The organism is Myxococcus sp. CA005 (assembly GCF_006518205.1).
In the GTDB taxonomy this organism is placed as follows: domain Bacteria; phylum Myxococcota; class Myxococcia; order Myxococcales; family Myxococcaceae; genus Myxococcus; species Myxococcus xanthus.
In genome coordinates this window covers 14949-39440 of record NZ_SRLV01000062.1, presented here as the reverse complement: position 1 = coordinate 39440, position 24492 = coordinate 14949, and the positions used below count along the sequence as shown (strand labels likewise).

Annotated in this window: 23 protein-coding genes; 14 read left to right on the top strand and 9 right to left on the bottom strand. The window is 68.0% G+C overall.

Translation table 11 applies throughout. From position 1 onward, the window contains the following. Positions 1 to 25: 25 nt before the first annotated feature. From FMQ63_RS24865 to FMQ63_RS24850, 4 genes are all read right to left on the bottom strand, one after another. Positions 26 to 610 carry a hypothetical protein gene (locus FMQ63_RS24865; protein ID WP_020478416.1) on the bottom strand — a complete coding sequence of 195 codons (585 nt, stop codon included), beginning with the start codon at positions 608 to 610 and terminating at the stop codon, positions 26 to 28. Positions 611 to 710: 100 nt separating this feature from the next. Next, positions 711 to 2108, bottom strand: a complete 1398-nt coding sequence (locus FMQ63_RS24860; RefSeq protein ID WP_011550579.1) for a DUF4340 domain-containing protein — start codon at positions 2106 to 2108, stop codon at positions 711 to 713. 90 nt (positions 2109 to 2198) lie between these two features. Further along, a complete protein-coding gene (locus FMQ63_RS24855; RefSeq protein WP_020478417.1) occupies positions 2199 to 3125 on the bottom strand; it encodes an AraC family transcriptional regulator in 927 nt (308 codons plus the stop codon). Next, on the bottom strand, positions 3106 to 4155 hold the full coding sequence (locus tag FMQ63_RS24850) for an NAD(P)/FAD-dependent oxidoreductase (RefSeq protein ID WP_011550577.1): 1050 nt from the start codon (positions 4153 to 4155) through the stop codon (positions 3106 to 3108). Before FMQ63_RS24850 ends, FMQ63_RS24855 begins: the two co-directional genes overlap by 20 nt. Positions 4156 to 4357: 202 nt before the next feature. Between FMQ63_RS24850 and FMQ63_RS24845 the strand changes: the two genes are divergently transcribed. Then, the gene (locus tag FMQ63_RS24845) at positions 4358 to 5230 is read left to right on the top strand and encodes a hypothetical protein (protein ID WP_011550576.1); all 873 of its coding nucleotides are present in this window, start codon (positions 4358 to 4360) and stop codon (positions 5228 to 5230) included. A gap of 12 nt (positions 5231 to 5242) precedes the next feature. On the opposite strand, the gene FMQ63_RS24840 is transcribed toward FMQ63_RS24845, so the two are convergent. Continuing rightward, positions 5243 to 5521, bottom strand: a complete 279-nt coding sequence (locus FMQ63_RS24840; RefSeq protein WP_090486621.1) for a hypothetical protein — start codon at positions 5519 to 5521, stop codon at positions 5243 to 5245. A 51-nt stretch (positions 5522 to 5572) separates the two neighbouring features. Then, a complete protein-coding gene (locus FMQ63_RS24835; RefSeq protein WP_026114070.1) occupies positions 5573 to 8053 on the bottom strand; it encodes an RND family transporter in 2481 nt (826 codons plus the stop codon). Positions 8054 to 8452: 399 nt separating this feature from the next. Here FMQ63_RS24835 and FMQ63_RS24830 point away from each other — a divergent pair, with 399 nt between their 5' ends. The 4 genes from FMQ63_RS24830 to FMQ63_RS24815 all read left to right on the top strand — a co-directional run bounded on the left by FMQ63_RS24830 (position 8453) and on the right by FMQ63_RS24815 (position 13026). Further along, positions 8453 to 10984, top strand: a complete 2532-nt coding sequence (locus FMQ63_RS24830; protein ID WP_216608669.1) for an RND family transporter — start codon at positions 8453 to 8455, stop codon at positions 10982 to 10984. 28 nt (positions 10985 to 11012) lie between these two features. Then, positions 11013 to 11534, top strand: coding sequence for a hypothetical protein (locus FMQ63_RS24825; protein ID WP_011550572.1), 522 nt, complete (start codon positions 11013 to 11015; stop codon positions 11532 to 11534). Positions 11535 to 11650: 116 nt separating this feature from the next. Further along, entirely contained in the window at positions 11651 to 12364 is a 714-nt protein-coding gene (locus tag FMQ63_RS24820; RefSeq protein ID WP_011550571.1) for an MOSC domain-containing protein, read from the top strand. Positions 12365 to 12519: 155 nt separating this feature from the next. Beyond that, positions 12520 to 13026, top strand: coding sequence for a hypothetical protein (locus FMQ63_RS24815; protein ID WP_225909705.1), 507 nt, complete (start codon positions 12520 to 12522; stop codon positions 13024 to 13026). A gap of 149 nt (positions 13027 to 13175) precedes the next feature. On the opposite strand, the gene FMQ63_RS24810 is transcribed toward FMQ63_RS24815, so the two are convergent. Continuing rightward, positions 13176 to 13394, bottom strand: coding sequence for a hypothetical protein (locus FMQ63_RS24810; protein ID WP_225909704.1), 219 nt, complete (start codon positions 13392 to 13394; stop codon positions 13176 to 13178). A gap of 257 nt (positions 13395 to 13651) precedes the next feature. On the opposite strand from FMQ63_RS24810, the gene FMQ63_RS24805 reads away from it, so the two are divergent. From FMQ63_RS24805 to FMQ63_RS38125, 7 genes are all read left to right on the top strand, one after another. After that, positions 13652 to 14923 (top strand): hypothetical protein, encoded by a 1272-nt coding sequence (locus FMQ63_RS24805; RefSeq protein ID WP_011550568.1) that lies wholly within the window; start codon positions 13652 to 13654, stop codon positions 14921 to 14923. Between the two features lie 66 nt (positions 14924 to 14989). Then, positions 14990 to 17116 (top strand): glycogen debranching protein GlgX, encoded by a 2127-nt coding sequence (glgX, locus tag FMQ63_RS24800; RefSeq protein WP_011550567.1) that lies wholly within the window; start codon positions 14990 to 14992, stop codon positions 17114 to 17116. Positions 17117 to 17128: 12 nt separating this feature from the next. Beyond that, positions 17129 to 17881, top strand: a complete 753-nt coding sequence (locus FMQ63_RS24795; RefSeq protein WP_011550566.1) for a class I SAM-dependent methyltransferase — start codon at positions 17129 to 17131, stop codon at positions 17879 to 17881. 204 nt (positions 17882 to 18085) lie between these two features. Further along, positions 18086 to 18520 carry a hypothetical protein gene (locus FMQ63_RS24790; RefSeq protein ID WP_228556491.1) on the top strand — a complete coding sequence of 145 codons (435 nt, stop codon included), beginning with the start codon at positions 18086 to 18088 and terminating at the stop codon, positions 18518 to 18520. Positions 18521 to 18626: 106 nt separating this feature from the next. Then, positions 18627 to 19412 (top strand): subclass B1 metallo-beta-lactamase MYX-1, encoded by a 786-nt coding sequence (locus FMQ63_RS24785; RefSeq protein ID WP_011550565.1) that lies wholly within the window; start codon positions 18627 to 18629, stop codon positions 19410 to 19412. Positions 19413 to 19652: 240 nt separating this feature from the next. After that, the gene (locus FMQ63_RS24780) at positions 19653 to 20627 is read left to right on the top strand and encodes a hypothetical protein (RefSeq protein WP_011550564.1); all 975 of its coding nucleotides are present in this window, start codon (positions 19653 to 19655) and stop codon (positions 20625 to 20627) included. 253 nt (positions 20628 to 20880) lie between these two features. Then, entirely contained in the window at positions 20881 to 21204 is a 324-nt protein-coding gene (locus FMQ63_RS38125) for a hypothetical protein (RefSeq protein ID WP_228556490.1), read from the top strand. Here the strand turns inward: FMQ63_RS38125 and FMQ63_RS24775 are convergent. Beyond that, a complete protein-coding gene (locus FMQ63_RS24775; protein WP_141276745.1) occupies positions 21194 to 21748 on the bottom strand; it encodes a hypothetical protein in 555 nt (184 codons plus the stop codon). The two genes, FMQ63_RS38125 and FMQ63_RS24775, sit on opposite strands and share 11 nt — an antisense overlap. A 32-nt stretch (positions 21749 to 21780) precedes the next feature. Further along, a complete protein-coding gene (locus tag FMQ63_RS24770; protein ID WP_225909703.1) occupies positions 21781 to 22452 on the bottom strand; it encodes a hypothetical protein in 672 nt (223 codons plus the stop codon). A 142-nt stretch (positions 22453 to 22594) separates the two neighbouring features. Between FMQ63_RS24770 and FMQ63_RS38120 the strand changes: the two genes are divergently transcribed. Together FMQ63_RS38120 and FMQ63_RS37560 are read left to right on the top strand one after the other, a co-directional pair. After that, positions 22595 to 23356 carry a hypothetical protein gene (locus tag FMQ63_RS38120; RefSeq protein ID WP_011550562.1) on the top strand — a complete coding sequence of 254 codons (762 nt, stop codon included), beginning with the start codon at positions 22595 to 22597 and terminating at the stop codon, positions 23354 to 23356. A gap of 26 nt (positions 23357 to 23382) precedes the next feature. Beyond that, positions 23383 to 24159 carry a hypothetical protein gene (locus FMQ63_RS37560; RefSeq protein ID WP_228556489.1) on the top strand — a complete coding sequence of 259 codons (777 nt, stop codon included), beginning with the start codon at positions 23383 to 23385 and terminating at the stop codon, positions 24157 to 24159. The last annotated feature ends 333 nt before the right edge of the window (positions 24160 to 24492 follow it).

The following is a 24492-nucleotide window of genomic DNA, read 5'->3' as shown; positions in this document are numbered from 1 at the left end:
TGTCGATGCCAGCCTGAGTTTCGGCCTACTCGCCACGGATATCATCCGTGACTCGCTTCGTCGGATGAAACTCACCATCCATCAGCCGGTACACAGTCCGCTCCTGAAAATCGTAAAGGTAGACCTCACAGAGCGGATTGAACATGACGCGAAAATAGTACCGCTGTCGCTGCGCTTGCAGGTCTTCGTTGGAGAAGGTCGTCACCGATGGGTGACTGTGAAAGTCGGCGTAGATGCTGATGTTGTAAGCGTCGGGGTCGCTCACCGCGCTCGGGACGGAACAGGACTTTCTTCCTCCTGGGAGCTGCACGGGGGAACTGATCGAGGACGGGTAGCTGGCGAAGAAAGCCGCTTCGAAATTCCGCTGATAGATGAGGCCGCAGTATTCCTGTCCTTCTCGTCTGTTGCCAACCGTTGCCCCTGGCATCACCCGAATCGCCTCACACAGCCTGGGAGCCAACGCCGGCAAGTTGTCGAAGGGGCCCAGCATGGGGCCCGCCACGACAATGTGCCCGCCGGCGTCCCGCCAATACTTCTGCGCCACGGTGCCAACACAACCGCTTTGAAGAAACGCCACCAGCAACGCACAACGCAGCTTCAACGAAGCCATGGCTGTTCCTCCCCAGAGAAGGCTCTTCTCAGAGCCTCCATCAAAAGGGAGATTGCCACACACGAACGCTCAGCGCCTCGAAGGCAGCCCGCGGTGGAACCTACGGCCCGCTAAAGAGCGCGAGGCCACGCGACAACCAGGCGCGAGCCCTGTCCTCCACGGCATACGTAAAGCCGTCGCGCGAGCCTCGGGCGTACACCTCCTGGTAGCCCGCCGGTGCGTCCGGCACCGCATTCCCGAGCCGCAGCGTCTGCACGGCGCCGCCCTCCTCGCTCACCTCCACGGAGGCCACGGGCGGAGACAGGCCCGCCTGTACGTCCTGCACCGCCGCGTCGAGGAGGCGCGAGGCCTCGAGCCGCTGAAGCCAGATGAGATGCGCCTCCACCTGTGACGCGTCGAACCGGAAGGACTCCGGCGGCGACTGCGGCTCAATCAGCACCCAGCCCTGCGCTTCCTTCGCCACCACCACCGTCGTGTCACCGGCCTGGATGCGCACCTGGCTCACCTGCTCCAACGCGAACCGCAGCAGGAGCAGGTCGCGGAAGTCCACCAGCCGCTTTCGCACCTGCGATGCCGCCACCGCGGACACCTCGTACATCCGCGCATCTCCCTCCAACTGGACGAAGACGGTGTCCTTGGACTCCGACGCACGGCTCAGCCGCAGCACCACCGACTTCCCATTCTTGAGGCGCGCCTCCACCGTGTCATGCGCCTGGGCGAGCGCGGCCTTCGCCTCCGTGGCGGCCTCCCCCGCGAGCACGTCCTGCGCCTCGACCTCCAACAAGTCCCGCACAACCTGTTCGACCACGTGCGCGCTGAACCGGAAGCCCTCCGGCACCTGCGTCCCCTCCGCGAGCCGCCAGCCGCCGGGCGCGCCATTCGACGTCACCGTCACCGGCGCTTCGTCCCCGACTCGAAACACCAACTGCGTGATGTCCCCGGGCGCCCCCCGCACCAGCCGCGCGTCACGCCAATCCATGACGCGCCGACGCCACAACCAGCCCAACAACGTGGGGTGCTCGAAGACGTCCGCGTTGGCCGCCTTGCGCACGTAGGTTCCACCGTTCGGCGCCCCATCCTTCCCGAGCACCAGCTCCAGCGGAGGGCGGCCCTCCTGGAGGATGCGGACCTTCAGCCCGCGCGCGTCATCCAGCCAGAACTCGTTCAGCCGGCCGGCCTCGCCGGTGACGAACTTCGCCCCGGCCACCCGGGTCAGGGACTCCAGCGCGCCCTTCACCATCGCCTCGTCCGCCAGGAAGCGGCTCTCCGGCGAGCCCGGGTCCGCGACCGTCCACCCACTGCCGTCCCGCTGCAGCGTGGCGCGGCGGACGCCCGAGAGCTCCAGCCCGGAGACTCGGGCCGGGTCGAAGCCCGACAGGTCCAACTGGCGTCCACCACCGCTGGCTTCCGGCTGCCCCGGCGGCTGCTCACCGGCGACGAACATGAACACGAGCAGCAGCACGGCTGCGCCAACCACGATGACCAGCGCCTTCTTCATGGCTCTCCCTCGGCTCCGGGCCCAGAGAGAACCCTTACTTCACCCCCGCACGTCTCGGCATCCCCCTCCGTGACTTTCGGAGGGGACAGCTCATGGAGCCCCAGCCGTCGCCTTGCGCCGCCACGCGGCCGGAGTCACCCCGTGGACGCGGCGGAACTGACGGATGAAGTGCGTCACGTCCGCGTAGCCCACGCGCTCCGCGATGATGTCCACGCGCTCGTCCGTGCCACGCAGCCGGCGGCGTGCCTCCGCCATCCGGCACTCCAGAATCCACTCGCCCACCGTGCGGCCCGTCTCCTGCCGCACCACGCCCGCGACGTGCGCGGAGGAGCGCCCCAGCGCCTTCGCCACCTGCGCGAGCGACAGCGGCTCCAGACAGTGCGTCTCGATGTACGTGAGCGCCTTGCGGCTCAGCCCCAGGGACGGCGGCTCGCTCGTCCCCGTTTGGGCCGTCATGCGCTCCAGTTCGATGAGGACCAGCCGCAGCAGCGAGCGCGCGGCTTCCTCCCCCCCCGGCTCGTTCCGGGCCACCTCCTCCGACAGCAGGCGCATCCACCGCGCCAGCCTCCGGCGCTGCGGCAGCGTGGGCCGCAGCACGGGGTGACAGCCCTTGCGCACCCGCAGCAACGGCCCCAGGCGGTTCGCGGCCCCACCGTCCTCGCCCAAGGCATCCGGATGGAAGGCCACGCCCCACCCTTCCGCGTTCGAAGCGCCGGCGCCGTGTGCATCTCCGGGCGGAATCAGGTGGACGTCTCCCGCCCGGACCACCAGGTCCCCCGCGTGCCGCATCTTCGACTCGCCTCGCGTCACCAGCATCACCACGGCGTAGGCGTGCACGGCGGTGGCGCGCCCGCCCCGAGGGTGGACCTGAAGGCGCCCCGCCCATATCGGCAGCCGCCCTTTTTCGAAGTCCAGGCGCGACGACGAATCAGGCCCCCAGGACGGCGGTTGTGGCTCGGACGGCATCGCCCCTTCGTAGCGAGCGAAGCCGCCGGGCTCAACCCTGAGCAGGTCCATGCGCGGCGCCCGCCCGTTCCAGGTTCAGGTCATGGTTCAACATGCCCGCCGCCAGCATCCCCGCGGACGCGGCCACGATGGCCGCCTGCGCCCGGGTGCCGAGGTCCCCCGCCGCGTAGATGCCCGGCACCGACGTCTCGCCCGGGCCCTTCAGCTTCACGAAGCCCTCCTCGTTCAGCTCGAGCCCCAGCCGCTGCACGAGCGACGACTGCCGCTGGGGTGGACGGTCGAAGAGAATCTCCCGGGGCACCCGGGTACCGTCCTCCAGCTCCACCGCATCCAGCTTCTCCCCTGCCGCGATGAGGCCGCGAATACGCCGCGTCTCGAGCCGAACCCCCGCCTTCTCCAGCAGCGCACGCTTGTCGGAGGGCACCTCGAAACCGTCCATGGCGAACACCACCAGGTCGCGGGTCCACCCCGTCAACATCACGGCGAAGTCGAGCGACACCGCGTTCGTGGCCAGCACGCCCCAGGCCCGGTCCTGGATTTCCCAACCATGGCAGAACGGGCACTGGAAGATGGCCTTGCCCCACAAGTCGCTGTAACCGGGCAGCTCGCGCATCACGTCCACCATCCCCGTGGCCAGCAGCACCCGGCGGGCCTCCACCACGTCGCCCCCTTCGAGCGCCACGCGGAACACCGTCCCCGCACGCTCGACGTCCAGCACCCGCGCCTCGCGCAGCTCCACGTCATAGGGGCGCATCTGCTCCCAGGCGACACGCCGGAACTCCCGGGGTGGGATGCCATCCCGCGTGAGGTAGGTGTGCACCTCCTCTGCTGCTGCGTTCCGAGGCGTCCCCCCGTCGCACACCAGGACCTTCTTGCGGCCACGCCCCAGCGCCAGCGCCGCGCTCAAACCGCCTGGGCCACCACCCACCACCACCACGTCCTTCACGTCCTTGCGCTCCATGTCATCCGTCCTCGTCGCGTCCATTGCGTGTCTGCAGCCCAGGGGCAGCGCGGCACCGGCCAGTCCCAGCCCGGCGAGGGCCAGGGCCTCACGGCGCGTCCACGCCGCCCGATTCGTCATGGAGAAGTGCTAACCGGCGGCCCCCGGCCCCGGGAGGGCGCGGCTTCACGCCGAATCGGCGGATTCGCGCGTTCGTTGCGGCACTCCCTCGGGCGGCGCCACGGCGGGCGGCCTGGCACCAAGGTGTGGCTGGCGGGCCGCAGTCCGAGCCTCCAGGCCCTGGTACGCGCATTGCTAACCCAGCCCTCATCAGGAGGACGTCATGCGCTACGCCATGGTGCTGGGAGTCACGCTGGCCTCGCTCGGGGCCGCCGCCGAGGAGCGGTGGACCGCGCCGTATCAAATTGAAGCGGTCTCCGGCCGCACCGCCCGCGTCGTCCTGGGCGAGCATGCGCCGGAGGACGTGGCCTCACGGCTCCAGGTCATGACGCTCGTCGGCACGCAAGGCATGGCGGTGGCGCGCTTCCAGCGGACGGAGTCCGTGTGCACGGTCGAAGAGGACGTGGACCTGCCGCCCGTCTGCCACACCGTGGGCGTCTACACACAGGCGAAGGGGACGCCGGACATCGGTGAGCACATCGTGGCCCTGGCGGGCACCGTCACCGGCACGGTGAGCATGCCCGCGCCCAAGACGGAGCGGGAGCGTCCTGTCCCGGGGCAGTGGACCTCGGACGCGTTCGAGCGTCCCGTGGACGAAGGCGCCGACCCCTTCACGCCCGCGGGCATCCCCGCCCCTGGCTACCGGTGGAAGACCTCGCCCGAAGGGCATGTGACGCTGGAGTCCAGCCGCGATGGCCAGAGCGACGACACACGCGTCCCGCTGGACTCGTGCACGCAGGAACGACAGGGCCCCTTCACCCGGCTGGAGTGCTTCCCGGGCGCGCCGCACATCGCGCCGGGCGACTCCCCTGGCGCATCCCTGCTCTACGTCGACCGGCGGCCACTCGTCGTCAGCTTCGCGGACTACGGCGAGGCCAGCACGGAGCTCGTCGCCTCACTGCGCGTCGGCGGCGACACGCAGTACCTGGTCCACGTGGGACTCAAGGGGCAGGCCGTCACCGGGCTGCTCTTCCGCGAGGGGAACGCATGGCGCCTCCTCCTGCGCCCCGCGGACTATCCCGTCATCGGGTGCTGAAGCACGCGGCGACTACCAGCGCCGCTCCGGCTCCATGGCCGCGGGCCTGCGATTATCGGTGGGCTCCAGCCCGCTCGCCGTGGAGCACCGGCACACCTCACAGCCGCGCTCGCGGTCCATGGTGCAATTCACCCCGGTGACACACGTGAGGTTCCGAGACTCGGCACAGCGCGTCTCGCCCCTCTTCTCCTCGCGCTCCGAACCGTGACGGCAGCCGGCCAGGGCCGCCGCCCCGACGGTCGCCAGCATCAGCCACCGCTGCCCACTGCTCCGCATCCACATCCGCGTCATCGCCACCTCGAGGCACTCATATCGAGCGAAGCAGCCAGCGGCCAGCGGCCCTCACGCCTCCGGCGCGGGCTGCTCGGTCTGCTCTTCCGAGGACGTGCTGTGCTTGCGGCGCCAGCGCTCCACCAGCAGCAGCAGCGACGGGAAGCCCAGCAGCACGATGACCATGTTGATGCCGAAGCCCAGGTTGGCCAGGTCACCAATGGAGTTGAGGCCCGGATGCTTCGCCAGGATGAGCGCGACGAAGCCGATGGCGCTCGTCAGCAGGCCGCCCATGATCGCCCGGCCTGTCTCCGCGTACACGGAGACGAAGTCCGCGCCGCGCTCGCCCAGCCGCTGCACCAGGTGCACCCCCGCGTCCACCGTGGTGCCCACCAGCACCGGCAGCACCATGATGTTGAGGTAGTTGAACTGCAGCCCCAGCAGCGACATCAGCCCCACCAGGCCGACGACGGACAGCAGCGTGGGCAACATGCAGATGAGCGCGGTGCGCAGCTTGCCCAGCGTCAGCCACATGGCCACCAGCACGCTCAGCACCGCCGCCGCGAGGATGCGCGGCCCCTCGCGCGACACCATGTCCAGGATGTCCGCCAGGATGAGCGCCTCCCCCGCCGCCGACACCTGACTGCCGTCCGGCATCTGGAGGCCACGCACTTCCTTGGCGAACTTCCGCGTGCCCTCACCATCCGACAGACTGACGCCACCGGCGTACACCAGCACCACGCCGCCCGTGCTGCCATCCAGACTTTCGAACTGGTGCCGCACGCTGGTGGGCAGGGCCTCCTGGGTGAAGGGCTTCGCCTTCGCCATGTTCAGCGCGCGCACCAGCGTGTTGCGCGTGTCCTCGGGCAGCCGCTCCGGGTCCAGCTTCTCCAACTTCGCGGAGATGGCCTGGAGGATGGCCTGCTTCTCGTCCTGCCGCTTGGGGACCAGGTCATCCAGCGCGCCCACGAAGTCGATGGTGGACTCCTTGCCCCGCGCCACCTTGCGCGCCTCCAACTGGCGCACCACCTCGCGCTCCATCTCCTGCGAATCGGTGAGCACCACCACCGGCGTCTGCGAGTAGCCCAGGATGTCGTTCACCTTCTGGTCCAGCACCGCCGACGCCTGCTTGTAGTCCTCCAGCGTGCGCGAGTCGTAGTTGAACGAGATGCGGTACGCCTGTGACACCAGCGCCAGCACGCCCACGCCCACCACGATGCCCACGCCCCGGTAGGAGCGCGGCAACCAGCGCGCCAGCAGGCTCAGCGGCCCAGCCGCCCCCTCTTGCTGCACCCGCGGCGACCAGCCGAAGCGCGTGGCCAGCCCCAGCAGCGCGGGCAGCAGCAGCACGTAGGAGAAGATGCTCACCAGCATGCCCACCGCGGCGATGATGCCGAACTCGCGGAACGCCCTGAACTCCGACATGGCCAGGCTGAGGAAGGTCAGCGCCGCCACCAGCGCCGCGATGAGCGAGGAGAAGCCGGTGTGCCGGAAGGACTCATCCACCGCTTCCTCGGAGTTCATCCCCTCCGAGCGCAGCGTCGTGTAGCGCCCCAGCAGGTGGATGCCGTGCTCCACGCCCAGGCCGCCCAGCACCGCCGCCAGGAAGCCCGTCAGGAGGTTCACCTGCCCGTAGGCCAGCCCCACGAAGCCGTACGTCCAGCCCAGGCCCGCCATCACCGGCGCCATGGTGAGGCCCACCGACAACGCGCTGCGGAAGTGGAAGGCCAGGTACGCCAGCAGCAACACCATGGCCAGCGTGGACGCGCTCGCCAGGTCGCCAACGATGACGCGCTGCTGATCAATCTTCTTCTTGAAGGTGCCGGTGACGGCCGTCTTGAAGCCGGGCCCGTACTTCGACAGGTCCTGCTGCGCCAGGAAGTCCTCCACCTGGCCCACGACCTTCTTCGAGTAGTTCAGGTCCGCGGCGCTGCCCCGGGGCTTCGCCATCAGCACCACCATGCGCTCGGTGGGGTTGATGTAATAGAGGTCGCCCTGCCCGGAGAGGCGCTGGTTGGCGCGGCCGGTGTACTTCTGCTCGATGTCAGCGAAGTCCACTGACGGAGGGTCCTCCTCCACCAGCGAGACGAAGAGCGGATTGGCCTGCTGCTTCTCCCAGAGGATGCGCGCGTCGATGCGCTCCTGGATGGTCTCCAGGTCGTCGACGTCCACGTAGTAGAGCGAATGCTCGTCGAAGAAGGACCGGGGCCGCTGGTGGGAGACGTAGCGAATCTCCGACAGCGCCCCGAGCTTCGGCGCCATGTCGTCCGCGAAGCGCTTGAGCACCTCCGGATCCGCGCCCATCCCCACCACCACCACGTTGCCCTGACCGCCGAAGCGCTTGCGCAGCTTCTCGATGTCCTGAACGCTGGGGAAGTTCTTCGGCAGCAGTCCCACGAAGTCCGCGTTGAGCGTCAGCGTCCTGGCGAAGTACGCGCCGAGCACGGTGAGCACCAGAGCCAGGAGCAGCGCCTGGAAGGGCTTCCGGTGGTTCCGCACCGCCAGGCGGCCCATGACGCCCTCGAACCGCTCCGACCAACGCTTCTCACTCATGCTTGCGACACCTGCATCTGTTGACTGGCCGAATCGCCGGACACCTTGGGCACGCGCTAACGGGAGAGTCAACGCGTTTATGCCGTGAGGCGGAAAGTAAGGCTGCGAATCACCTGCCTCATGTAACGCCCCCCTGGAGCGAATGCCCGCCTGCTTGTGACACCCGACACGCCGCCGCCCTGGAGGATGTGACGGGTTGGATGGCCCCCATCCGCGCTGTTGGCTGTCCCTACCTGGTGGGCAGACAAGCGGACGTGGACGCCTGCATCGCACCCCCACCGTGGCCACGTTCCCCGGCGACACGGGCTCGCGCATGCGAGCACACGAGGGAGGGGAGGCCGCTCCGCCCTCCGCGCGACCGGGAGGTCCGGGGCCGCGGGTGGTGGCCGCGGGCCGATGATGGAACCGCATCCGAACGACACGACACCTCCGGGCGAGCCGCGGTGGATGGGGCGCGTGGAGCGCGCACTGGGCGCGATGGCCGCGCACAACCACCGGCGTCCGGTGTTGGCGTTGCTGCTGGTGCTGGTGCTGGCCGCCCTGGGTGGCTTCCTCGCGCGAGGACTGCACCTCAACGCCAACCTCGTGGACCTGCTCCCGTCCTCCTTCGAGAGCGTGCAGGACCTGCGGGAGTTGGAGCGCCGCTTCGGCGCGCTCGGCTGGGTGGCGGTGGTGGGGGAAGGCGCGGACCCCGCGTCCCTGAAGCGCTTCGCGGACGACCTGGCGCCCAAGCTGGAAGCCCTGCCCGGCATCCGCTTCGTCGAGGCGCAGCGCCCCGGCGCCTTCTTCCGCGACCGGGCCCTGTACTTCCTGTCGGAAGAGGACCTGCGGGAGGTGCACCGCCGCTTGGAGGCGCGGCTCCAGTGGGAACAGCAGCAGGCCAACCCGCTCTACGTGCCGCTGGTGGAGGAGGAGCCGCCGTCCCTGGACTTCTCCGACCTGGAGGCGAAGTACACGGGCGGAGCCGGACAGCGGCTGGCCACCAGCAACGGTGACTACTACCTGGATGAGGGCCAGCGCCGCATCGTGCTCCTGGCCAAGCCGGACACCACGTCCGCGGACCTGGGTTTCTCGCGCAAGGTCACCGATGAGGTGCGCGGGCTGCTCGCCGCGCAGGACCTGTCGAAGTACGGGCCCGGCTTCAAGGTAGACATCACTGGCACCTTCCAGAAGAAGCTGGACCAGCAGAAGCAGATTGCGCGCGACATCGGCGTGGCATCGGCGGTGGCCACCGCGCTGATGCTGCTCTACCTCCTCTTCCACTTCCGCAGCGCGCTGGCGGTGGGGTTGGTGCTGACGCCCGTGGGCGCGGGCCTGGCGTGGACGTATGGCCTGGTGGCGCTCGTCTTCGGCGAGGTCAATCTCCTGACGGGCTTCCTGGGCGCCATCCTCGGAGGACTCGGCCTGGAGCACGGCATCCACCTGCTGGGGCGCTACCTGCACCTGCGCGGCGAAGGCCACACGTCCGAGGCCTCCACGCGCGCGTCCTTCACGCACACTGGCGGCGCGGCGCTCGTCTCCGCGCTGGTGGCGGCCGTCACGTTCTTCGTGCTGGGCGCCTCGCGCTTCCGTGCGTTCCGTGAGTTCGGCGTCATCGCGGGCGTGGGCATGGTGGTGCTCATCGCCGCCTACGTGCTGGTGCTGCCCGCGCTGCTGGGGCTGGCCTCGCGCTGGGGGTGGACACCCCGGCGCTCCTCCGTCACCACCGCGCGCTCCCCCACGGGCCAACTGCTGTTGCGGCGCCGCCACGTCATCACCGCCGTGTCCGCCGTGCTGCTGCTGGGGCTGCTGAGCCAAACGGGGCGCGTGCGCTTCGACTTCGACTTCGGCTCGCTGGAGGACCAGGACCTGCCGTCCTTCACGCTGGACCGAGAGGTCAACCGGCTCATCGGCTATTCGCAGACACCGGTGGTGGTGCTCACCCAATCGCCCGCAGAGGAACAGGCGATGGTGGAGCGGCTCCACGCGCGGCAACGCGAGCGGGGCAAGGACTCCACCATCGACTTCGTGGCCTCACTGTCCTCGCTGGTGCCCGAGGACCAGCCGCGCAAGCAGCGCGTCCTCCAGGACATCTCGCGGCTGCTGGAGCGCGTCCCGGAGGGCCGGCTGGACGCACGGCAACGGGAGCAGGTGGCGTCGCTGCGAAGACAGGCGGCCTCACCGCCCTTCACCCGTGACGACCTGCCGCCGAGCGTCCAGCAACAGTTCCTGGGCCGGCAGGACACGTCGGGGGGATTCGTCATGGTCTACCCGTCCGTGAACCAGTCGGACGGGAAGGCGGTCCGCACGCTGGCGCGGGAGGTTCGCGGCGTGGGGACACCGGAAGGCACGCGCGTCTCCGCGGCCGGCGAATCCATGGTGATGGCGGACATCCTGGACATGGTGACGCACGAGGCACCGCTCATCCTCGGCGGCACCACGCTGGCGGTATTGCTGGCCATGTGGCTGACGCTGGGCGGCCTGCGCATCGCCCTGCTGTGCATGGCGCCCACCGTGGTGTCACTGGTGGCGCTGCTGGGGCTGATGCCGCTGCTGGGGCTGGAGTTCAACTACCTCAACATCCTCGTCATCCCGATTCTCATCGGAACGACGGTGGACGCGGGGGTGCACCTGCTGACGCGATTGTCGTCACCAGGCCATGACTTCGTGTCGGTGTATTCGGAGACGGGGAAGGCCATCTGCGGCGGCTTGCTGACCAGCGCGATGGGCTTCGGTGCGCTCTTCCTCGCTGACCACCCGGGCCTCAACTCCATTGGCGCACTTGCCAATCTGGGCTTCGCCACCAACCTCCTCGTCATGCTGGTGGCCTTCCCGGCCCTGCTGCTGGTGCTGTCGGAGCGCAGGCTGAAGCGCCATTCCGCCCGAAAGGAATCGCAGAAACCGGAGCCACCGCGCCAGTCGGGGCGCGGCGAGCCCACGCACGCAAGCTGAAACACACACCCACGACGGAGGGAGCAGCATGGCGAAGCAGATGAAGCGGGGTTGGATGTGGGCCGGAGCACTGGCGGGTACCCTGGCGTTGGGAACCGCGTATAGCGCGACGGAGGCTCCGGTGCAGGTGGCGCAGGTGGACCCGTCCACCGGACAGACGGTGACGCCGGGCACCGCGCCGAGCAACACCACGTCGGGCACGGGCCCCGGCACGACGCCGCAGACGGGCTCGACGAACACGAACCCCAACACCCTACCCCCGGCGACGAACCCCAACACCCTGCCCCCGGGAACGTCCACGACGACGCCGGGCACGGGCGGCTCCGGTGCTACGGGCACCACGCCCTACAACACGGGAGCGGAGGGCGCCACGTCCACCGTTCCGGGCACCACGCCCTACAACACGGACGCGGGCACGGGTGGCTCCGGGGTGCTCCCCACGCCAGGCATCGGCACCACGCCCGGACTCGACGCCCCGACGGGCACCGGGACGTCCAACACCGTCCCCGCGCCCTCCGGCGTCGTGAACGACGGCGGCACCGGCTTCTAGCTGTCTCGGCGTCACCCTGAAGCAGCGCCCCATCCGGCACCGCGGGCCTCGCGGTGCCGCTGATGGGGCGTTGCCATGCTGGACAGGCGCGTCCGCGCCTGCTTTGTCCCACGGGCATGGAGACCCTCGTGACGCGCTTGTTGTCGCTGCGAGTGGGCATGCCCCGGGAGCTGGGCGTCACCGGTGCCGCCTCGCCACTGGAGCGGCCCTGGACCAGCGCCATCTTCAAGGAGCCGGTGACAGGGCCGGTGTGGCTGTCACGCACGGGGCTCGCCGGAGATGGCCAGGCGGACCGCAAGGTCCACGGCGGACCGGAGAAGGCGGTCCTCGCCTATCCCATCACGCACTACGACTTCTGGCGCGAACGCATGGCGCGAGACGACGTCGGCGCGGGCGCATTCGGTGAGAACTGGGTGCTCTCCCAGGGCACGGAAGCGGACGTCTGCATCGGAGACGTGCTGCGCGTGGGCGGCGCACGCGTGCAGGTATCCCAACCTCGCCAGCCCTGCTGGAAGCCCGCGCGCCGCTGGGGACAGCGCGACCTGTCGCTACTGCTCCAGCAGACCGGCCGCACCGGCTGGTACTACCGCGTGCTGGAGGAAGGGCCCGTCCAGGAAGGCGACGTGGTGGCGTTGCTCGAGCGGCCCTTCCCCACCTTCACCATCGCCTTCGCCAACCACGCCATGCACGGCCACGCGCCGGAGGACGCCGCGCTGCTGGCGGAGTGTCCCTTGCTGACGCCGAACTGGCGTGACTCGCTCCGCAGGCGCGCGCAGGGTAGTCGGGGAGATGACCGCCCGCGGCTGGTGGGACCCAACAGCGCCGACTGAAGGTCAGTGCCCGCATGGCAAGCCGTTCCCGCGTCTCATTCCCGCCGCCGCCTGGAGAGCAGGCGGCCATGGGAGGGGCCTCTAGCAGAGCGCTCATCGGCTGCTCACGTTCCCGGCCAGCAGCAGTCAGACACAAACCGACCGGAGAACGAGCCATGACGAAGTTCCTCAAGACGAAGGCCGTCCTTGCCTCTCTCGCCGCCGGTGCCATCGCGTTTGGCACCGCCTGTAAGTCCGACTCGGGCGCGACCCGAGAAACGACAGACACCACTGACACCAGCGGCATGGGCACGATGAGTGACCCGAACACCGGCACGAGTACGGACACCCGCACGGACACCACGACACCACCTGGCACGGGCGGCACAGGCATGGATGACCCGGCCCTGTCGCCCGAGTCGGAGACCGTGGACCCGACGCTGAACCCGGGCACCGGCGGCGCGGGTACGGAGGTGGACCCGAACCTGGACCCGGACATGAGCAGCGAGCCAGGCACCGGCGGCGCGGGTGACGTGGAGCCGCTCGACAACACGGACACCGATGAGATGGATGCCAATGACGACTCCACGCTGGAGCCGGGCACCGGCGGCAGCGGCATGACGGACCCGGACACCCGGGTGACGCCGCCCACGCCGCTCCCGGAGACGGGCTCGACGCGCTAAGCCGGCCCGCACTTCACGGCAATGAGACGATGCCCGCGGCGACCGTGCCGCGGGCATTGTCCTTTATGACGCACGCCACGACAGCGAAGAAGACGATGCCCGCGGCGCCTGTGCCGCGGGCATCCCCCTGTGTGTCATCAGCGTGGGACTCAGCTCACGCTGAAGCCCGGATACGGCTGCGGTGACTTCACCGGCTCGATGATGCGTTGGCTGCCACCCGTCCCCGGCGTGCCAGCGGGACCACCCTCCGGCTGCAACGCGGGCGGACTGCCGCGCGGCGAGCGCTCCTCGTCCTCGGTGTCTGCATTCCGGTCAGGCGCGGTGGGTATGGCTTCAGGTGGAATGTGCAACACGTCCTTCTTGCTCATGGCGGCCTCCTTTCCTCCAACCTGGGGCCCCCCTCCGAAATGGGCACCTGGCATCTGGCCGCCTGCCTGGACGGATGCTTATGACCTCGGATGGGTTGCCCGCGCACGGCCCGCCGTATGGATGAACCCACGCCTGTCGTGCGTGACCACGTTGAGGACGAGCGGGCAGCCACTGCCCGTCGGTGGCACCGTCGAGGAGAGCCACGCTGAAATAGTGAACCGAACCTGAAGCGCGGTTCAGAATCTGGTGGGATGCGATGAGCGTGAAGTTGGCATTGGCCGGCAGGCGACGGGAAAGCGAACACCTGTTCTCCCCTCCCGAGGGCCCCATCCCCTGGCTCCAGCGGATGTCGTCGTGGTTCCACGAGCGCCATGGCGAGCTGCTCGAAAGCGCCGTACTGGGCACCGGCCCCCTGGGCGCTCCCACGCTCCGACTGCGGCTGCACCCGGCGGCGGGCGAGGTCGCGCTGGTGGCCACCTCGGGCGCCCACGTCTCCGTGTCCGCGGAGACGTCCACCGTGGGCCCCGGCTACCACCGCTTCCTCTGCGACACGCTGAGGGCCATGGGTGACGCGCTCGGCATCGTCTGGGCGGAGGGCCGCGCGTCCTCGAAGGGGGGCGACCCCACCGGCTACTTCCACACGGGAGACGCCGGGCCCGTGGATGTGCACATGCTGGCGTCGCTCCAGGAAGCCGTGGGGTGGGTGCTGCGCATGCGCCGCCAGGGCGAGTCCGGCTTCGCGCTGTCCATGCGCTTCGGCCACACCTTCGAATATCCCGGTGCGCTGCTGACGCCGCTGGGGCCTCGCGACACGCGCTGGCTGGTGGACGTGTACGAGGACCCGCGCAGGGGCATCGACGTGTTCCCCTGGTGGACGCCGGGCATCGACGCGCGCATGCGGCTCAATCGCGCGCGGTGCCGCCTGTGGACGGACGTGGTCTGGCGCCCACCGCTGCTGGACGACGAGCGCCACCTGATGCGCGACGTGGCCCGCCTGCTGGAGCAGGCCTGGCGCGAGAACCCGTCCCTGCCCTATCCGTGGCGGGAGTGGCAGGAGGTGCTCGGCTTCCTGGGCGTGGGAGGCACCCTGGCCGAGGAAGTCCACCAGCGCGCCTCCCAGGCACCTGGCGGCCCGCCCATGGGCTATCGGCGCGGCGAGGTCCAGGTGGCGCTGCCAGCGGGCTGGGAGATTCGCATCCCGGGGTCGCTCGCGGAGGCGCACCTGCAGGATGGAACATGGGTGGCCCGGGACCATCGGCGCAGCGTGCGCTTCGTCCCCCTGGAGGACGGCGGCGCCGACAGCCTCATGCCCTCCCTCATGGAGCGCCGCGCGATGGACCTGGAGCACCACGGCAAGCGGGTCAGCGGACGGGCCTCACTCCACATGGAGCCGGGCGAGTGCCGGCTGACCGCCCTGTGTACCTCGGGCAAGCGCCGCGCCCTGTGCGTGGTGAGCTTCGACGACCCGGACGAGCAGGACTGGGCGCTGGGGACCTGGCGCTCACTGGACCACGCTGTCGCCGCGTGACGCTTGCCAGCCCAGAGGTGCCATCCCACATTGAGCAGGCCTTTCCATCAGAATCGAGAGCCTGCAATGAGTCGGGAAGTCTGGCCAGGCAAGCCCTGGCCTCGCGGCGCCACCTTCGATGGTTCAGGGGTCAACTTCGCCATCTACTCCCAGGTCGCGACCCGCGTGGAGGTCTGCCTGTTCGACCCCGCGGACCCGGCGCGCGAAATCGAACGGTTCGGCCTGCCGGAGTCCACGGACTTCGTGCACCACGGCTACGTGCCGGGCCTGGAGCCAGGCACGCTCTACGGTCTGCGCGTTCATGGCCCGTACGAGCCCACCAAGGGCCACCGCTGCAATCCGCACAAGCTGCTGGTGGACCCCTACGCCAAGGCGCTCTACGGCGACGTGGACTGGCGCCAGCCGGTGTTCGGCTATCCACTGGGGCACGAGCAGCAGGACCTGGCGCGAGACGAACGCGACAGCGCGGCGGGCGTGCCCAAGTCCGTGGTGGTGAGCGACTACTTCGACTGGGGCAATGACCGGCGCCCGGACATCAACTGGCGTGAGACGGTGCTGTACGAGGCTCACGTGCGCGGCCTCACCATGCGCCACCCCGGCGTGCCCGAACACCTGCGTGGCACCTACGCGGGCCTGGCCTGCCCGCCCGTCATCGAGCATTTGCTGAAGCTGGGCGTGACGTCGGTGGAGTTGCTGCCGGTGCATGCCTTCGCGGACGACTCGTTCCTCGACGACAAGAAGCTGTCCAACTTCTGGGGCTACAACACGCTGGGCTACTTCGCGCCGGAGCAGTACTACGCCAGTCGCAAGACGCCCGGCGCCGCCGTCGCCGAGTTCAAGGCGATGGTGAGGGACCTGCACGCCGCGGGCATCGAGGTCATCCTCGACGTCGTCTACAACCACACCTGCGAGGGCAACCACCTGGGGCCCACGCTGTCGCTCAAGGGCATCGACAACGCGAGCTACTACTGGCTGATGCCGGACGGGCGGCACTACCTGGACTTCACCGGGTGCGGCAACAGCATCAACGCGTCCAACCCGCAGGCGGCGCGGCTCATCATCGACAGCCTCCGCTACTGGGTGACGGAGATGCACGTGGACGGGTTCCGCTTCGACCTCGCCACGGTGCTGGGCCGCACGGGTGAAGGCGCGTTCGACCGCGACGCGGCGCTGTTCCAGATTCTCCACCAGGACCCGGTGCTCGGCCGCGTGAAACTCATCGCCGAGCCCTGGGACGTGGGCCTCGGCGGCTACCAGGTGGGCGGATTCCCTCCGCCCTGGCGCGAGTGGAACGGCAAGTACCGGGACGCGCTGCGCCGCTACTGGAAGGGCGATGAGAACCTCGCCAGTGAGATGGGCTACCGAATCACGGGCAACGCGGACCTGTACGCGGAGGCGCGCCGGCGGCCCCAGGCGAGCATCAACTTCGTCACCGCGCATGACGGCTTCACGCTGCACGACCTGGTGACGTACAGCCACAAGCACAACGAGGCCAACGGCGAGCACAACCGTGACGGCGCGGACGACAACCAGTCGTGGAACTGCGGCGTGGAGGGTGAGACGGACAAAGCGGACGTCATCGCCCTGCGCGAGCGGCAGAAGCGCAACCTGCTGGCCTCGCTCTTCCTGTCCACCGGCATCCCGATGATTGTCGCGGGTGACGAGATGGGCCGCACGCAGGGCGGCAACAACAACGCGTACTGCCAGGACAACGAGCTGTCGTGGGTGGATTGGAACCTGGATGAGCGGCGGCGGAAGCTGCTGGCGTTCACGCGCAAGCTCATCCACTTCCGCCACCGCCAGCCGGTGCTCCAGCGCCGCCGCTTCTTCAAGGGTCAGCACCTGTGGGACTCCGAGCACAAGGACCTGACGTGGTTCCGGCCGGATGGCCCGGAGATGAAGGCGGAGGACTGGGAGAAGCCCTTCGTGCGCTCGCTGGCATTCCTCCTGGGCGGCGACGCCATCCCCACGCCGGACGAGCGCGGGCAGCGCATCATCGGTGACGCGCTGCTGATACTGCTCAACTCGCACCATGAGCCGGTGACGTACAAGCTGCCGCCTGCCGCGCAGAGCCAGCGATGGGAGCTGGAGCTCTGCACCACCGACGACAACCGGGGACCGGAGCCGGTGAAAGGTGAGACGTTCGAGCTCATCGGCCGCTCGCTCGCGGTGTTCCGGCAGGTCGCGGACTGAGGCAGATGCCGCATGCTAGGGTTCCCCGCCGAGGCCTTCCCCGGCGGGTGCGGCATGCCGGTGCCTAAGCGAAGCAGGTCCGCCGCCAGGGCGCTCGCACGAGCCGGAGGAACCGTGTCGCGGGATGCACAGGAAGAGGGCGTGAAGCAGGTGTACGGGGAGATTGCCTCGGCCTACGAGGTGCTCTTCCCCGCCCTGCACCGGTACGAGGAACGGGTGGAGCGGTTCCTCGCGGCGGTGGTGGCGCCCGGCGCCCGCGTGCTCGACGTGGGGTGTGGGCCGGGGCTTCACACCCGCGGACTGGACGCCTCCATCGCCGTGGTTGGCACCGACCTCTCCGAGGACATGCTCGCGCTGGCTCGGACAGCGCGGCCGGGTGGCGCGTGGCATGTACACAGCTACCACCAGCCGATTCCTCCCGACTGGGGCCGCTTCACCGTCGCACTCGCCATTGGCTGTCTGGACTTCTGCGACGACCTGCCTCGCGTGCTGAAGCACCTCGCGGAGGCGCTGGAGCCGGGCGGCAAGCTGCTCTTCACCGTGCTGGAGCGACGGCCGGGGTTGGACGGGCACGAGGCGCCCGTGCAGCCGATTCAAACGGCGGGGCCGGCGGTGACGCTGCACCTGTACTCATTCGAGGAGACCGCCCGGGCCGTCGCGGAAGCAGGGCTGCTCCCACGCACGTACGCGCATGCACCCGGCTGGGTTCAGCTCACGGAGCAGCGGACCATGTGGTTCGGGTGGTGGGAGGTGGAGCGGCGCTGAGCGCGTGGCTCCAGGACCGCACTTCTGGTGCCTGAGGGCCACAGCCCGGCCACTCCAAGGTGTGCACGAGGCTTGCACTGGACTCCTCCCAGGAGGCATCGACACGTGATTCGGCTGCGTTGGACCTGCATCGGGGCGTCTCTGCTGGCAATGGCCGTGGGTTGTGCGGAGGCCCCCCTCCGCGGCGACCCAACGCCGCCGAGCGTGTCGATTGCGCTCGTGGATGGCGGATGCGACCCGGAAACGAACTTCCGGTGCTTGTGCGTAGGGAACGTCGGAGACGCGGCGCCCCACCTTCGAGAGATCGGCGTAGACCTGGACGCCCTGCAAAAGAACGGTTGGCCGTGCGTACCGGGTGACTTCGACCAGGACGGAGAGCAGGACTATGCCTTTCCGGGCGAGGGATACTCGTGCAACCGGCCCGTCCCGGTGCGGGTGCTCTTCACGCGAGGCGGGCACCTGCGGGAAGTCCAGACGCTGCCGCGGAAGTTGAGCTGCCTTCAGCGCGATGTCTCCAATGACGCGGCCCTGCCCCCGGGACAGGGACTGGTCGATTGGGGTGAGGGGAATGCCACCTGGCGCTACCGGTTCGACGGCAAGGGCTGGCTCACCACCTCCCATCTCTCCGAGGCGCACTGATTCGGTACAACCGGGGCACACCGCGCCAGGCCCCAGGCCCGCCTCGGTGTGCCGCGCGAATCCCTCCACTCCGACGCGGCATCGCCGCTGCCGAGGCCTCTTGACGATGACGTTGTTTCCTCTTCGTTGGTTTTGTGCCGGTGCTCTTCTCATCACCCTGAGCACCGCCTGCACCCGCTCCACGCCGGCCGCGACGGTGGAGCGGAACATCCCCGTGAAGGCGCAGTCCCAGGGTCCGGACGAATACGTGCTGGCGGATGACGTGAGCGTGCGGAAGCTCGCGCCTGGCGTGTGGCTGCACATCACGGTGGTGACGTTGGAGCCATTCGGCCGCGTCTCCACCAACGGGCTCATCATCGAGGACGGTGAAACGTCCTTGCTGGTCGACACGGGCTGGGATGCACGGCAGGGCGCGCTACTGCTCGACTGGGCCCGGGACACGCTTCGGCGTCCGGTCCGCGCGGCGGTGGTGACGCACTTCCATGAAGATCGCCTCGGTGGTGTTCCGGCGCTCGCCCCGCATGGCATCCCCGTCCATGGCTTGGAGGAGACGGCACGGATTGCCACGTCCCTGGGCCTGCCAGGCCCCACGGAGACCTTCGCCAAGACGAGCACGGTGGACTCCCTGGAGCTCTTCTTCCCGGGGGCGGGCCACGCGAAGGACAACATCGTCGTGTGGCACCGGGACAGCGGCGTGCTGTTCGGCGGCTGCTTCGTGAAGGACGGCGCCTCGACGAACCTGGGCAACGTGGCGGACGCGGACGTAGCGGCCTGGCCCGCGAGCCTGTCGCGGACGCGGCAGCGGTTTCCGGAGGCGCGCGTGGTGGTCCCGGGTCACGGACAGCCCGGTGGGCCGGAGCTGCTGGGCCACACGGAAGCGCTGCTCCGCTGAGCGACCTCGCGGAGCAACCGGGCAGGCGCGGGCGATGTGACTGTGCCTCGCCCACACGGACAGGAGCGTTGGCCAACACACCGTGGTGGGTCGTCCCACGCTCGCTCGCCTGCCGCTGAAGGTCTGTCCCCGGACATTCCCACACGGCTCCAGGGTTCACGGACATGGGCGCGGGCCCTTGCCGTCCCTACCGTCCCGCGGAGAAGCACGGGCCAATGGGCGTAGGGGACGGAGGGAGACATGAGGCTTGTGGCTGCGGTGTCGCTCGCGATGGTGGCGAGCGCGTGTACCTCGGTGCGGATGGAGCAGCGGGACGGTTGCTGGGTGAAGCAGACCCGGGCCTTTCCCTCCACGCTCAAGGAGGAAGTGGGGCCGTGCGCTCGGCCCGTGCCCATCTGGTCCGAGGACCGGCTCACGCGGCTGGTGCAGGAGTGCGTGATGCACACGGACTACCGCTGGCAGAGCAGCGCGTTGGTGGCGTGGAACCGAAGCGAACCCCTGCCGGAGCGGGAGTCCGAGGAGAAAGTCCTCGCGGCCTGCATGTCCCGGGCGGAGACCATCCTGAACACGGAGAAGGGCGCGCTGGAGCAGCGGCTGAGCGAGGTGGCGCGGGAGCGGGACACGCTGAAGGCGAGCATCGAGAAGGAGCGCAACCAGCATCAAGCCGCCCTCACGGAGCAGCTCACGCGTCACGACGCCAGCATGGAGCGGGCACGCAACCAGATGCATGAGAGCAACAACCTGCTCGCGGAGGCGCTGGGTGAAGCAGCGAAGAAGCCCGCGCCCTCGGCGGTGGCGACGGCCACCTCCACGTCCAGCAGCGAGGGACTGGCGAACACGCAGACCGACTCCACGCAGCGCAGCGACGCGGCGCTCCGGGGTGACGTGTCGTCCTCTGCACGACGGAGCTCGTCGTCGCAGGGCCCCCAGACCGCGCCACCGCCCAGGGTGGTGAAGCCCATCATCGACACCACGGACGACACACCGCTCATGTGCGAACTGCCGTCGGCGACGAAGACGAAGGCGAATCAGTCACGCGCGTCCTCAAAGAAGAAGCGGCCGGGTGTCCGATACGCGTCTGAGTGCACGCAGATGAAGCCTGAACCATCCTTTCAGCCCGCCGAGCCGGAGGAGGCCATCCTGGCAACGCCCGCGCAGCAGACGGCGAAGGCGCCCATCCCTCTGGTGCCCCAGGACGCTGACGCCGTGAAGTAGCGCCGAGGCACACCACCGCGGGGCCGCCCCTTCACACGAAGTGGGCGGCCTCCAGTGCATACCCCTGCGCACGCATCGCCTGCAGTGCGTCACGGAGGCGCGGGGAGATGAGCAAGCGCGGCTCGGGCCTCAGTTCTCCACGCCGGTCCCCGAACAACGTATCTGAAGCGATTGCCGCGGAAACCGAGAAGGGGCCTATGCCCGAAGCGGTGCCGGAAGCTCCGAGCGCAACGCATTCAGCGAGTTGCGCGACATGGCGGTCGCGGAGAAGAACGTGCTTGAGGACAAGTTCCCCGTCACTGGCGTCAGGGCGCTTACTTCTGCCCCAGCACACTGGGTGACATCGCCACTGGCGATGACTGCCAACCTACCGGAGGTGCAGCGCTTTCTGCTGGGTGAAACAGCGCCACAGCGCCTCCTGCAGTCAAGGGAGGCAACGTTAGCCAAACTCCTCCGAACCCCCTACGAGGCAGAGGCGAGGGCGCTACTTCCACAGAGTGAACGCCCAGCGCTCGCGACCGAAGAACAGAAACACCAGCACGCGCTGGCGGAGGTGCTGGGACGACCTATTCAGTAACAACGGGCTCAGGGTCAACAAGGTCCATTACCGCCGGGCGGACGCGCGCCGGGCGATGCTGCGGAGGATTGGCTTTTAGGTAGTCATTGCAAAAGTCATCCAACATTGGCTGGAGCCCTTCACGAATCAGGCTCCCGACATCATGCCTTGGCACGACGCCATAGCCGCCGCTGGTTGTCCATGTGATTGCGCGAGCAAGGCTTTTTGTCGACAGGAGTCTAACGAACTGACGAAGCGTGATGTCGACAGAGTAAATCACCGCTTCTTTTGGTTTCCCGATGTCGATGTTCACATGAAGGACGGGATACCCCGAGACCGAAATAGCTTCGTCGTCAGTGAAAATGCGGATGCCGGAACGTCTCAGGGCGAGTTCGGTCATTGTCCTCACCTGAGCAGTTGTAATGCTGGCATGTGGCGGCAAGCTTTGGACGACAATTGCGACACCAGGCAAATAGCGAAGCGATTCGTCGACGTCGTCTGAAGCGGAAGCCGTCGCCCCAAAAGACATCAAAACCAACATCAATATATAGGACAGTTGGCGCATGCCACCAGCCTCCCGCAGCCCAGGAGGCTGCATCAATCTGCTCCGTCGCCCATCGCGGCGGCCCGTTCCTCGTTCGCGAGGTCTGCCCCGGAGAGAATGCGGTATCCAAGGGTCAAGGCGGCGCCTGCTTTGGCCGCGTCCACTTGGACTCGGTGCCCCTCTGGCGTGATGGCCGTCACCTTCCCGTCCCGCACAAGCGCGAGACGCTTGGACGTGTGAATCTGTTCACCAACGGCATCTCCGGGCGCGTTGGCCACCTTACCCGTGGAAACATCGACGACTTGCACGAGGATGGACACGGACGTCTTAGAGCGGTGCCGATCTGTACGACTCAAAGTGGCGTCGGGTTGTGCCTCCACACAGGCGATGACGCCCGACACCCAGCCCTTGGTCGGCGCAGGTTGCTGATAGACGTGGAGGGTGTTCCCGTAGCGGTTCGCAACGATGCTGCTTGGCCCCCTCGTAGTTCCGGAGTCAAGACGCCAGTCGTAGTTGCGGGGCCGACAGATAGCGACGGCGCGCTGATGGAAGTAGTCCTCAAGGGTGTCCACGCTTGTGAAGGCATTCCCCTTCACCTCGATGCGAACAATGCCTGGGGCAACCTCGGTGTCTCGGTAGCCCCCGCGGATACCCATTCGCTGGTACGGAGTGGCGCATCCAGCAACCGTCAAAACAACTATCACAGCCCCCACAAGCCTCTTCATGTTCCCCAGCCTCCCGCACGGCCTGAACGCCCGTCAACGCCCAGCCCTACCACCCTGGGGTGAGGGTGCCCCAGAGTGGGGAGGCTGAAGGGGCCTTGCAGGAATCCGTCCTCCCGGTCAAAGCTGGTCTTCGGGAGGGTGAATGGCGAAGGTGCCGCGACCAGCGCACGCAGCGACGCTTTGGGGCGACCGAATCAAGCGGGTTCCAAGCGTCGTTCCGGTGGCGGAAGTGCTCGTCCCCAATGCGTGCGATGCCACCTACGCAATGGATGGGGACCGGCATTGGGTGCACAAGCGCCTACTGGGCGCCGATGGGCTTCTTGCGGAAGCGCTTGGTCTCCTGCTTGGTCAAGCGCTTGGCGCGCCCGTCCCGGAGGGAGCCGTAACAGGCCCGCCTGACGACACCACCTGGCTCAGCGAAGTCATCCCGGACATCCAGCATTGGGACCGTCAGCTTGCGAACTTCATCGTCAACTATCCCGATGTCGGACGGCTGCTGGCACTCGACGCCATTCTCCTCAACGATGACCGCCATGAGGGGAACCTCGTCTTGCAGGCGACGGCGGAGCATGAGTACTCGCGCCGTGCCTGGGGCATCGACATGGCCAATGCCCTGGCTGGTAGGCCCACCGACTTCGCTGCGGCGGGCATGAATACGCCGAGCATCGCAAAGCTCGTCGACGGGATTCCGGTCACGCTCATCCAAGAGGGGGCAATGCTGGCCGCTGTCCAGGCCCAGTCCCTCAGCACCTACCTCGTGAAGTCGATGGTGATGGAGGCCTGCTCGCTCTCTCGTGAACCCCGTGAAACAGAGGATGTGCTCCTGGGTGCGCTCCTCAGTCGAATGGCGCGTGCGCCGGAGCTCGTAGCAGAGTATCTTGAGAAAGTAGGTTCGCGCCCATGACTGCCCGATTTCGACTCGTTCACTTCATGCCTGACCCCTTCTCGGGCATGCGTGTGCCAGTCGCAGCGCTCGTGCAGCAAGGGAGTGGCGTACGGGTTGTTCGGGCGCCACATGCTGCTGGTCCCGGCTGCGTCGGCGGCCTTGCTACGTGGCACAACATGCAGGGACTCCTTCGTGGCCTAGAGTCCGTCGAGAGATTCGACCAGTTGCCAATGAGCCTGGGACCGCATGCCGTCCTTGGTGGGCAGCTCGCCGTTCCAGCACAGGTGAACGACCCGCTGTCCTGGGTGGCGAAGTTCATCCTCCCTCAGCGCCCCCTCGCTGCCGGCGATGCGCGGGAGTCCGCCTTCCCATCCCCTCGACGAGACTCAGTGGGGAATCTCTTCTTTCAGACATGGCGCGTAGAGCAGTTCGTGGAGCGCCGCTTCAAAGGGGAGACACTGGGCCTCGAAGATGAGTACGCCGGCAACATCACGCATGCTGTCATAGGTGCGGAAGAACTTATGTTGATGGAGCCCGTCCTCGGACTCCGGCATGACGTGCAAAACCAGCTTGAGGAAATCAGTAAGAGCTTTCTTGCATGGGAGAAACTCCTAGAGCGAAAGCAGGCTCGACGTAAGCCGCGATTCGTCGCTTTCATGTTCTCAAGTCCGCGAGCGACCGTGCGCGAGGCAAAGTCGTTCCTTGGCATCGCAGAGGCCGAAGTCATCGACGTAGAGGTCCCGACTGAGCGGGACCGTTTTGTTAGCGACATCCGCCGAGTCGGACTCACCAATCCTGTACACGCCCATCTTAGAAGTTAAGGGGTGTCCATCGCATGTGCGGATGATGGCAGGCGCCTCCGTCACGGAGTGAAGGCTACCGACGAGGGGCGCACTCCTGTCCCCGGTATCCAGGAAATGGGTACAGCGTTTCCATTCCCAGGGTGTATTCGCTGAGCTGTCTGATTGCCGCGCCTGCCTGCTGCCCCGAGGGGAACCACCCGAAGTACGGGAGAGCCGATTTCGTGAACAGGTTCGTTAAGCTGCCGCACTTCGGGTTGAGGCGTTCCGCTCGTACTCCTCGGGTCTGACATAGCCGCGAGTTCGGGTGCTCAGAAATCCGCCCCGATCAGGTCTTCTATTTCTACCGGTTGT